This is a genomic window from Cohnella sp. GCM10020058 (assembly GCF_042683485.1).
Classification (GTDB): domain Bacteria; phylum Bacillota; class Bacilli; order Paenibacillales; family Paenibacillaceae; genus Cohnella.
The window spans coordinates 76515-88011 of record NZ_JBHUJV010000008.1; the positions used below are offsets into that span (position 1 = coordinate 76515).

Genomic DNA, 11497 nt, shown 5'->3' on the forward strand with positions numbered 1-11497 from the left:
TTTGCCTATTGCTCGCTGAAGAGATTGTACTGCCAAAGGAGCGTGGAGCATGCTCAGTTCGATTTGAGCTGCCGTCATTTCTTCGCTCGGCCCGATAGACACAGCTTCTGCTGCGACGATCGCTGGCTTGCTTAATCCCCCCCCTCTTTACTTCGAACTTTCAAGAGTGGCCGGACATCTCTGGATCCCTTGACGGAGATCTCTAATGGCGGCAAGGAGCGTCATGAGCGACGCTTTTCCTTCCCAGTCCTTGAACACGCCAGCGTATTGTCCTTGAGTTCTGTTTCGTGTTTACGTGAGGCCGGTTGACGACAACAAAAGTTGTGTCATGCTCTTACAGGAATGCCGCGAGCCGGAAAACAGTAGTTTCATGAATTGATTATCGAATTATCAATATAATATATTTAGTATCATTGCATTTTCGATTAACGGTGCGTGAGTTTGAGTCTTTAAGGGGGAGTAAGCAAGTACAACTTCGAAATAGGAGGGGGCGTATCTGATGATGATGATTGAATATCCCTATTTTTTATTCGAAGAGGAACATATTAAGAATCCTCTGGGATTATCAAAATTGTATGCCTTACAGCCCATTGGCTTAGGAACGAATATGGTGGAGAGCGTATCTAGTTTTGTTTCAAGATTGGCAGCGGAACACTGTTTAACAGTAAGTAATCTGTTTAATTTGGTGTTCATTCCATATTTAAATAATCAGTATTCAGGAGGCAAATTTAAGAGAATGGGGGAGTATTATTTTGATTCGGTCCATACTATCAATGGAACGTCCGGAACCTCAAATGAGTTTTCCTCAATGATAAATGATTTAACCGGGATGAATAATGCTCAGCACCTTACACTTTTTCACTTATCAAATGTTGTACCTGATCGTGGGCTACTTAGATCAAATAAAGCTTGGTGCCCTACATGTTTTGACAATATGAAGAGATCGAACACGACCATATATGAGCCATTATTATGGACCTTGAAGAATAATTCAATTTGTCGTTTTCATCAAAGAAAGTTAGAGGAGGTTTGCCCAAATTGCTTAAAGCAGATTCCTGTTCTTGCTCGCCATAGTAGGGTAGGATACTGTTCGAAATGTTATACATGGCTAGGTGAAAAAAACCAGAAGCCTCAATCTGCGATTAGTCTAGAACAAGAGTCAACTTCGAAGCTAATCGAAGAACTCTTAGTTTGTAATAACGCTCCACAAAAAGCGAGCTTAATTTCATCCTTAAATCTATTGGTAAAGAAAGAATCCATCACATCGGCTGAGATTGCACGAAAGATATCTGTACCAAAAACAACGTTCTGGGGGTGGCTAAACGGAACGAATCTTCCCCCTTTAACTGAAGTAATTAGAATTTGTAATAAATATGGACTCAGTATCACGAATTTCTATAATGGCGTAATTTCAAATGGTATCGATCCTGTTATTTATTCAAAACGAAATGTAAAAATAAATGTCGATATTACGACTAAGCCATACTCCGAAATTAAAGAAGATCTTGTAAGAATCGTTAGTGATCTAAGGACAGGGGAAGTACCTGTTAGAAAAATGGCGGTGCTTGTTTCATGTAATAAGAAAACTCTTTACGATCATTTTCCTCGGTTATGTAGAAAGCAAGCGAAAAAACGGAAGTGGCATCTAAAAAATCTCAAGGCAGCACGAATCGAGACTTTGAAAAATGAGGTTACTAAGGCAATTCGTGAAAATCAAGAAGCAGGGTATTTACCTACTGTAAGAAGAGTAGAAGGACACTTAAGTCGGCCAGCTGTAATGAGGGAGAGAGGGATTAAAGATCATTATTTATTGACAAGATACCAATTAGGGCTTAGGAATAGCCCCACATTAGAAAAAAATGAAGATAAAAAGGGGAATATACAAATTGTATCGAATTATGAATGTTAAAGAGTCCTAACTTGGAGGGACTAAAATGACTATAGATCCAAAGCTAATGCAATATAAATTATTTCGCGAACTCAGCGAAAATGCCAAAGCAATTGTTAGTCATATAAGAAGCTCGGAACCTTCACGCAAAGTTCAAAGTGGAGTTCAAAACGTATCGGGAACTTATCCGAGTAAAAAGATGAAAGTAACCATTCAATTTGAAAGCCATACTCTAGAGCTTGCAGCTATTATGCTTAAAGAGCACAATTCTTCTGTCATCGAGTATTATGACCAACCACCATCATTTCCGATTAAATACAAAAATAACGAAAAAGTAAGCGGCCACTTATATACACCAGATTTTTTTGTTATTGAAGAAGAGTGGATCGGATGGGAAGAATGGAAGACGGAGCAGGAATTATCGATTCTGTCGCAGAAATGGCCTAATCGCTATCAAAAAAATGAAAACGGTTCTTGGTGCTGCCCTCCAGCTGAGAGTTATGCACATCAATTTGGTTTATCGTTTCGAGTCTGTACAGACATAGATATACCCAGGATTTTTGTGCGAAATATGCGCTTTCTTGAGGATTATCTCGCTCACTCATATTCTTATGATATGCATGCTTTTAATGAAATAATTGAGATAGTAGCAGACAGACCGAATATAACAATCGAAGAGCTTATTCAACAAGACAATATTGATTCGGATTCATTATACTATTTAATTGCTACCGGAAAAGTGTACGTAGACTTATATAAAGATATACTAGCCGAAGTGGATAGAACGAAGGTGTATTTAAGCCGCGAATCGTCAGAGGCCTTTGCTGCAATGTTTTCTGTCCAAAAAAAGATAAGTACTGCTGTTCACGTTCCTTCTCCTGGCGATCGCTTATATTGGGACGGGAGGGAGTGGATTTTCGTTAACGACGGAGCAACCGTTGTTTCATTAATCTCTTCTGATTCTTTTGGTGATCAGATGATTAAGCTCCCTAAGGAAGCCTTCATTAATGAGCTAAAGAACGGCAATATTCAAGGAACTAAAGCGGTAGATGAAGTAGATTCGAGAGGAACTGAAGTAATTCAAAAAGCGAGTAGTGAGGATTTAAAACGAGCGAATGAGAAATTCAAAATTGTTCAGGCTTATTTCTCTGGTGAGAAAGTATTTAATATCCCTAAACGAACTCTAGGTTATTGGATTAAAAAATACAAAGAAGCAGAACAACTATATGGGAACGGATTTATTGGATTGCTCACGTTGAACCATGAGAAGGGTAATAGAACCAAAAAGTTGCCTGATCAGAGTATCAAGCTTATGGAGGAATATATTAAGACACAGTATGAAAGAAATAAGCAACAGAAAATGAAGTCGGTGTACCGAACCCTGTGTGAGGTTTGTAATCAGAAAGGTATTATTCCTCCTAGCTACTATACATTTACATTGTATGTGAAAAAACGGCCGCTACATGAATCTACAAAAAAACGTATGGGTAGAAGAGCTGCCTATACTTCAGAAACATTTATCTACGAATTAGATGTGAATACCCCTCGACATGGTGATCGTCCCTTTGAGATATGTCATATAGATCATACTGAACTAGATGTTGAATTGGTGTATTCAAAGACTGGTAAAGTACTCGGCAGGCCATGGCTTACACTAATGATAGATGCGTTTTCCCGTCGTATCGTTGCTTTCTATTTATCGTTTGACCCCCCTAGTTATCGTTCATGCATGATGGTTTTTCGTGAATGTGTTAAACGGCACGGAAGATTGCCGCAAACGCTTGTAGTTGACAATGGCAAGGAATTTTCAAGTATTTACTTTGAATCTTTGCTTGCTTACTATCGTGTTACAAAAAAGACACGTCCGGGGGCAAAGCCTCGATATGGATCAGTTTGCGAAAGGTTATTCGGAACTACGAATCAAATGTTTATTCATAATTTGTCTGGCAACACACAGATCATGAAAGAAGTTAGAAAGGTAACTAAGGAAGTAAATCCGAAGCAAAATGCCGTTTGGCACCTTGCAGACCTGCTCGAAAAAATGAAGGAATGGGCATACGAAGTCTACGATACCTTTGATCATTCGTCTCTAGGTGAAAGCCCAAGAGAATGCTTCTTAAACGGACTAGCTAGAACCGGTAATCGTAAACAAACTCTTGTGGCGAATGATGATACTTTTTACATGCTAACATTGCCTTCTACAAGAAAAGGAACAGCCAAGGTTGAGGCAGGGCGTGGCATAAAGGTTAACCATATTTATTATTGGTCAGATTCATTAAGAGACCCAGAAGTAGAAGGTTCCCAGGCGCCTGTGCGTTACGATCCTTTTAATATGGGGATTCTCTATGCCTATATTCAAAATCGATGGGTGTTATTGAACTCGGAACACTTTTCTATATTTGAAAATCGGACAGAAAAGGAGATACAAATCGCTAGCGAGGAATTAAAACGACGGAGGAAATTGCACGGGCAAAACCTCGACTTGTCTGGAAGTAAATTGGCAAAGTTTTTGCAGTCTATTGAATCAAATGAAGCTCTCGAAAAGCAACGTATGAGAGACAGCGAAGTAAGATCTTCGTTCGAAGTTATACCCGGCGGGAAGACGATGAGAGAAACTAAACGGAGAAATGAAAAAGGGACATTAGCAGTAATAAAATCGGCCCCACCTGAAAAGAGAAAAGTTGATTTTCAGAATCTACAGGTACTGGAGGAGTTTTAGTGACTGAAGGGAAAAGCTACCCAGTACATTTGTTGGACAGTTCACCTGAAATAAAAGCAGATTACTTTCGAAAGTTTACCGTTTTACATCCTGCATTAAAAACAGCATTTTTAAAACTATTTGATCTAGTCTCCAATCCAGGAAACACTTCAATTATTCTCGTTTATGGTCCAAGCGGAGTTGGAAAAACCACGCTTTATCTAAACACGATGAAAAAGATTATTGAGGATGAATGGAGTAGCCTAGAGAAGGATCCGGGAAAAATACCTGTAGCCGGAATAGAAGCTTTAGCTCCCGAAAACGGGCAGTTTGATTGGAAGGAGTTCTATATTCGTTCTCTTGAATCACTCGACGAACCCTTAATAGATAAGAAGGTCGACTACGAGAAAAAGTATCAAGATTCAACTAAGGTAGTTAAAGAAGATAGAAACCGTCATTTGAGAAGGTCATTGGAGAATGCTTTACACTTTAGACGCCCGAGAGCATTTATGATCGATGAAGCACAGCATTTCACGAAAATGGCAAGCGGCAAACAATTGAAAAATCAAATGGATACCATTAAGTCTCTAGCATCTCAATCAAGAGTTCCTTATGTGCTTGTAGGCACTTATGAGTTATTACCTTTTCGTAATTTAAGTGGTCAATTAAGCCGCCGCGGAGCGGATATCCACTTACACCGGTATAGAGCAGAACAACCAGATGAACTTAAGTCATTTATTAATGTACTGTGGACCTTTCAAAAGAATCTACCCTTGGAGATTGAACCCCAAATAGTTGACTTTTATGAATACTTTTATGAAAGAACTATTGGTTGCGTAGGAATATTAAAAGACTGGTTATATCGTTCTTATAAAGCCAAAATTATGGACAATCCCAAAACTATGGATCTTGATGATTTTAAACCATTTGCACATTCTGTTGATCAGTGTCTTCATATGGCGAGAGAGGCTCGTGAAGGTGAGCTTAGATTAGAGGAACGTTTAGAGAAGCAGGAGGAATTGGCACGATTATTAGGAATTGCTGAAATGAATCTGCCTGAGGAGAAACAGCCACCGAAGAAGAAAGGCAGGAAGGTTGGGCAACGCAAACCAAAACGGGATGCAGTAGGTGACATTCAAAATGTTCAATGATAAGAGTAGGTTTGAATGGCTCTGTCAGGAGCTGAACTTAGGCTCGCCGCCTAAAAGGAATAAATTCGCTTTACTTGAGCCTTTGGGGCATGGGGCTTTTATTGAGAGTCTAACTAGTTATATAAGCCGTGTGTCGGCGTATCATCAAATTAGTACAAATAATTTAATACTGGAAGGGATCCATGATCAACTAGAAGACTCAAGTGTCGCAGTTCGAAATACTTGGGTCTCTTTGTATGGAAGATTTGTCAATGGCAGAAGTGCAATTGCTCAAACTGCTGTTGATGGATTAAGTAAAATAATAAGTGGATTAGACCTACGTAGAATGACTCTTCTTTCATGGAGTCACTTAATTGAACAGGGACAAAGTCGGTTAAAGAAGGCTTGGTGCCCATTGTGTTTTTATGAATGGGATCAATTAAAAACTCCATTACATGAACCACTGATTTGGCATTTTCAGATGGTCGAAATGTGTCCTATACATAATTGTCTTCTCGTTGAAGAATGTCATTCATGTGGGAAAGTATCCATGTATCTACCCGCAACCCCCCAAATTGGTGCTTGTCCTCATTGTAGTCACTCTCTTATACAAGATCCTCTTACCAATACAATTAAATTACCGTTGGACGAATGGTTTATTAGAAGACAAAAATGTATTATTTCAAACTTAGGTGAAATGATAGAGCATTCGCATAAGCTTGAGAACTCGGTAATTCTATCATTAACAACTGTATTAGACAGAATTATAGATGAACAGTTTGCAGGTAACGTTGCAGAGTTTTCAAGAGAGGTTAAACGGCCGCCACATATGTTCGCAGCATGGAGAAGTGGATCGAATAAACCCTCTCTGGAAAGCTGGATATGGATTTCAACACTGTTCAATACGACAATGTTCAAACTCGTTACTGGGAAGAAATCAAAAGGGTTAAACTTATCTGCAAATGCGCTCTTCACTAAAAAAAAGAAGAGAATCATGATAAAATCAAAGATAATCGAGGTATTGGAAGCATCTTTATCTGAGTACCCTCCAAAGTCTCTGGCACAACTGGCTAAAAGGGTGCCTTGTTACAGGATAGATTCAAAGCGAGTGCCTGCTGAACTGGGTAACAAGGTTGTGACTAGATACTTGCAGTATAGATCAGAGAAGAAGCAACAAAAGAACTTGGGGCAAACTGATGATTGATTTTTGAACTTTCGGCAACATTATGGTTGATTATAATATTTAAAATTTAGTTCGACGGGGATTTAGAACACTAATCTCGGCAATATTATGGTTGATTATTTTGCAACCTTATGGCTGAAGTCACAGGTGTTTTTTTGTGGGCCGAGGGGGCAGTCCTTGCCCCCAGTTCGAAGAGGACATTGGGGTTCGACCGCGCGCAGGAAGCGAAGCGGACGAGCACGGCATCTGATTCTACCGCTACGCTCTACATCGTCGAATCAGCTTCGTAAGCCATTTCAACCAGGAATCATATACTCCCCTCGGCTCCACCATAAGAACACCGACCGCACGAGGTCGGTGTTTTTTTGTGGGCCGAGGGGGCAGTCGCTGCCCCCCCAGTTCGAAGAGAACATTGGGGTTCGACCGCGCGCAGGGAGCGAAGCGGACGAGCACGGCATCTGATTCTACCGCTGCGCTCTACATCGTCGAATCAGCTTCGTAAGCCATTTCAACCAGGAATCATATACTCCCCTCGGCTCCACCATAAGAACACCGACCGCACGAGGTCGGTGTTTTTTTGTGGGACCGAGGGGGGCAGTCGCTGCCCCCCAGTTCGAAGAGGACATTGGGGTTCGACCGCGCGCAGGGAGCGAAGCGGACGAGCGGCCTCTGATCCATGCTGACCCTCCTCTCCCCCCACTTCATCCACTTCAGTCAATCGCTGCTTATCTTATAGGCACATATGCCTATTTTTTGTCGAACAAAGTCGACCGATATAGTTTGTAGGGACTTATTCATCATTTGGGAGTGGATCACAATGAAGATTTCTACCTGGCTAAAAGTGATGAGCGGCGTATTTGTCTTTTTGACAGTCCTGAACGGAATTAGCGTCTACAGCCTCCATAAAAGCGTGGCGCAAGAACGCAAGACCGTAAAAATGCAAGCGGAATTCAAGCAATTAGGGATCGACCTGGCCAGCTCCTCGGATTATCTGACCAACGAGGCCCGGGCGTTCGTTCAGTTCGGCGATAAGGTTCACTACGACAACTACTGGAAGGAAGTAAACGAGACCAAAACAAGAGATCATGTCGTAGCGCAATTAACTGCATTGGGCGCACCCAAAGAAGAGTTGGATCTGATTTCGGAATCCAAACAAAAGTCGGATGCGCTTGTTGAAATAGAAGATGCTGCGATGAAAGCTGCGCAGGACAAGAATTTCGATAAAGCCAGGGAACTCATGTTTAACGACAATTACGATGCAGCCAAGAAGACGATTATGGAGCCGCAGCAGCAATTTCTGCAAAAGATGAATGCGAGAGCGGAAAACGAAGCGAACGCCGCTAAGCAAAAAGCTAGCCAGATGCTTATGGTTACGATTGTTTTGCTTATTATAACGTTCGGCGCTTTGTTCGCGATATTTATCATGATCTATGTGAAGTTAAAGCCGCTTAAGTTAGTGAATGAAAAAATCGCCGAAATCGCGCAGAGCGGAGGAGATCTGACCGGACGACTGACTTACTCGGGCAAGGATGAGATTGGAGAGATCTCCAAGTCCTTAAACGCGATGTTCGAGACGCTGCAAGCCATTATTAAAGATGTCCGCCAAGCCTCAAGCAGCGTATTGAACTCGTCAAGTAAACTGGTCGAAAATACGAAGGAAAATGCCAGTGCGACCGAGGAAATTACGAAACAGGGGGCATCAATTGAGCAAGGGGCGACCGCATCCGTGCAAAGCACGCGCGATGCGTCATCGGCCATTAATGAAATGGCTGCCGGCGTGCAGCGAATCGCCGAATCCGCGGAGGATCTGGCTCATATTGCCAAGGACACGGAGGATGAGGTGGCGAGCGGCGTCCACTTGATACAGCAGGTTAGCGAGCAGATGGCCCATATTAGCGATTCCGTAAGCTCCACGGTAGAGATCGTATCCAACTTGAAAGAACGTTCTTCTCATATTGAGAAAATCGTCGGTGCGATCACGGAAATTTCGAATCAAACAAATTTGCTGTCGCTCAATGCGTCGATTGAAGCGGCAAGAGCAGGGGAGCATGGAAAAGGTTTTGCTGTCGTAGCCGGTGAAATACGGAAGCTGGCAGAGCATTCATCTGCATCGGCAGCGCAAATATTCGGATTGCTGCAAGACATCAGGAAAGACTCCCAAGAGACCGAGCATGCGATGCAGCAGGTGACGAGTGAAGTATTGGCGGGGCAGAAGAAGATGGATGAAGCGATGGAATCCTTCGAGAACATTTTAAAATCCACACAGAACGTGGGCTGGAAGGTGCAAGAGGTATCTGCCGTTAGCGAGCAAATGGCAGCAGGCTCTGAAGAAATCGCGGCATCCGTGTCCGAAATGGCGAGTATATCCGAAGAATCGCTTACAGGGGTGAGAGCGGTGAACGATATGACCGTCAAGCAAAGCGCTCTAGTTCAGGAGGTTGCTTCGCTCACGGACTTGCTTAGCAAAGATTCGCGGAGCTTGGAGGCTCTTGTTACGAAGTTTAAGGTGTGAAATGAATCGTACTTTAAAGACACCGTATGAGGTGTCTTTTTGTTTAATTGCTATGGCCATGGAATGGAAATATAATCGATTCAACCTACATGAGAGAAGTAAAACGGTTTATTCTGACGATGTAATGATAAAAGAAAAGCTTGCATCCCGTTGTAGTTTACGGCCGGCACGTCGCTCACTTGCACAGGCACTTGGTCAACGGTTAGCTGGATGATGTCGTTCCCTTGTACGTCCCCCACAATCCGGCTGCGCTAACGGCTCCTCCAAATAACATAGAGCACGCTACGATCAAGGCGATCTTTTTCTTCAAGGACTTCCGTCGTCGTCATACTTCCGCCATGTTCGGATGGATAAGGATAAGCGAAGATAGATCCATAGAATGAAATTCAAATTTTGCGAACCAGGTGATGCTAGATGTTATCATTTTTCAGAAAAGACGTTTTATATCCTTGGCAGGAAGGCGCTTCGGTTTACGAAACGATCCGTTCGAAGATCGACGCGCATGGCCGGCTGCAGGACAACACGCTGCCGGACGATGAGTCGTACTGGGAAGGCCAGCCGTTGCGCTGGGTAGCAGGTGGACTCGATGGCGCTATGGGTCATCATGGGGGTGCCGGCTGGGAGCAAGAGAAGGTGACGGAAATAGTTCAGGTTCTCGCTCGCTTGAGCAGGAAGCCGAGTCCCAGGACAAGACGGGCAGCTTATTTGAAACTCATGCAGACGAACCTGACGGGCGTCATCGACCCTGTGTTGGAAGCGTTGCGCAACCACTCAGGGATTAACGCGCAAAACCTGTACCACGAAGCGCTGTGGCTGACTGAAAGAGGAGCGCACAGGAATGTGGTCAAGTTCGGCATGGCACTGCTTGGCCAGTTTGAATCGGAAAGCCATCGTGAGCTGATCATGATCTTGGGGAAGCACGACGAGTTTACGCTCTATTCGGCGGTGGCCATTCAAAACAGCCTGGCCGCACCGAATGCTGCGTTATTCGAACTGGCCCGGTCATTGGACGGTTGGGGGAAAATTCAGTTGGTGGAGCGACTGGAGCCTGAGACGCAGGAGATGAAGGACTGGCTGCTGCGAGAGGGATGCCGGAACAGTATTATGTACGAATACCTGGCCTACACTTGTGCACAGAAAGGCGAACTGCATGCTGCACTGGCGGCAGATGAGGTGGATGAAGCGCTGTATAAAGGAGCAGGGGACATCCTCTCGGCACTAACTCGCGGCGGACCGGCGGAGGATATGGATGACTATGAACAGGCCGCCGTCGCGATTGGTCAATATTTACGATTGTCCCGGACCCTGTGTAACGAGGTGTCGCAGTTGACTGTAATCATTGACCTCTTGAATTGGTTGAATACGGACGACGAGCAGTGGGAGAGACGGCTGTCTAAGGGCTGGACGGAAGACAGGCGCTGCCAATATCGGGAGGCCGCCGATAATATCCTCGCTGCAGACGGCTGGAGGGAAAAGGTGTGGACGGCGCTTTGCTCCGGAGACACCGGGCAGCGGCACTTCGCCATCCGAGCGGCCAAAGCGCTTGGGCTCGATGCGTGGGAGGCGTTGTTCGAACAATTCCGGCAATCCCCGCTGGACGGGATGCTGATCTATGAGTTGATGCGTGCGGCCGACGAGCAGCGCGCGCGGACGCTGGTGTCATTTGCGGAGACGTCGCTGCCTCTAAGCCATATTGCATCCGGCCCTGCCGATGAGATGGGGCTTGGCCCCAATTATGAGGCGCACCAGGCATTGGATTTTTTGGTGCAGGAGCTGGACCGCTATCCGGGCGTCGGCAGAAAATTGGTCGCGGCGGCTCTGCACAGTCCGGTCGTCCGCAACCGCAACATGGCACTCCGTACGCTGGAGGCTTGGCCGCTAGCCGATTGGGAGGAAACGCTGGTATCGGCGGTCCGGGAATTGGCCGAGACAGAACCGGTGCCGGACGTAAAAGAAAGCGTCCTGAAATTAATGCAGGACAAGGAGATCTGAATCTACTTCAGTAAGTAGAGCATAAGCGTCGTTTCCAACAGGGTGCCTCAGCCAATGTTATGGCAGAGGCATCTCTATTTTTTGGATCCCGGTC

At 44.3% G+C, this 11497-nt stretch carries 6 protein-coding genes; all 6 read left to right on the forward strand.

Translation table 11 applies throughout. The features are described 5' to 3' along the window. Positions 1 to 499: 499 nt before the first annotated feature. Positions 500 to 1909 (forward strand): TniQ family protein, encoded by a 1410-nt coding sequence (locus tag ACFSR7_RS12890; RefSeq protein ID WP_378162083.1) that lies wholly within the window; start codon positions 500 to 502, stop codon positions 1907 to 1909. A gap of 25 nt (positions 1910 to 1934) precedes the next feature. Next, positions 1935 to 4607, forward strand: a complete 2673-nt coding sequence (locus ACFSR7_RS12895; protein WP_378162085.1) for a TnsA endonuclease N-terminal domain-containing protein — start codon at positions 1935 to 1937, stop codon at positions 4605 to 4607. Next, a complete protein-coding gene (locus ACFSR7_RS12900) occupies positions 4607 to 5737 on the forward strand; it encodes an ATP-binding protein (RefSeq protein WP_378162087.1) in 1131 nt (376 codons plus the stop codon). Before ACFSR7_RS12895 ends, ACFSR7_RS12900 begins: the two co-directional genes overlap by 1 nt. Further along, positions 5727 to 6920, forward strand: coding sequence for a TniQ family protein (locus ACFSR7_RS12905; protein WP_378162089.1), 1194 nt, complete (start codon positions 5727 to 5729; stop codon positions 6918 to 6920). Before ACFSR7_RS12900 ends, ACFSR7_RS12905 begins: the two co-directional genes overlap by 11 nt. 796 nt (positions 6921 to 7716) lie before the next feature. Further along, on the forward strand, positions 7717 to 9411 hold the full coding sequence (locus tag ACFSR7_RS12910) for a methyl-accepting chemotaxis protein (RefSeq protein WP_378162091.1): 1695 nt from the start codon (positions 7717 to 7719) through the stop codon (positions 9409 to 9411). Between the two features lie 414 nt (positions 9412 to 9825). Beyond that, positions 9826 to 11403, forward strand: coding sequence for a limonene hydroxylase (locus ACFSR7_RS12915; RefSeq protein ID WP_378162093.1), 1578 nt, complete (start codon positions 9826 to 9828; stop codon positions 11401 to 11403). The last annotated feature ends 94 nt before the right edge of the window (positions 11404 to 11497 follow it).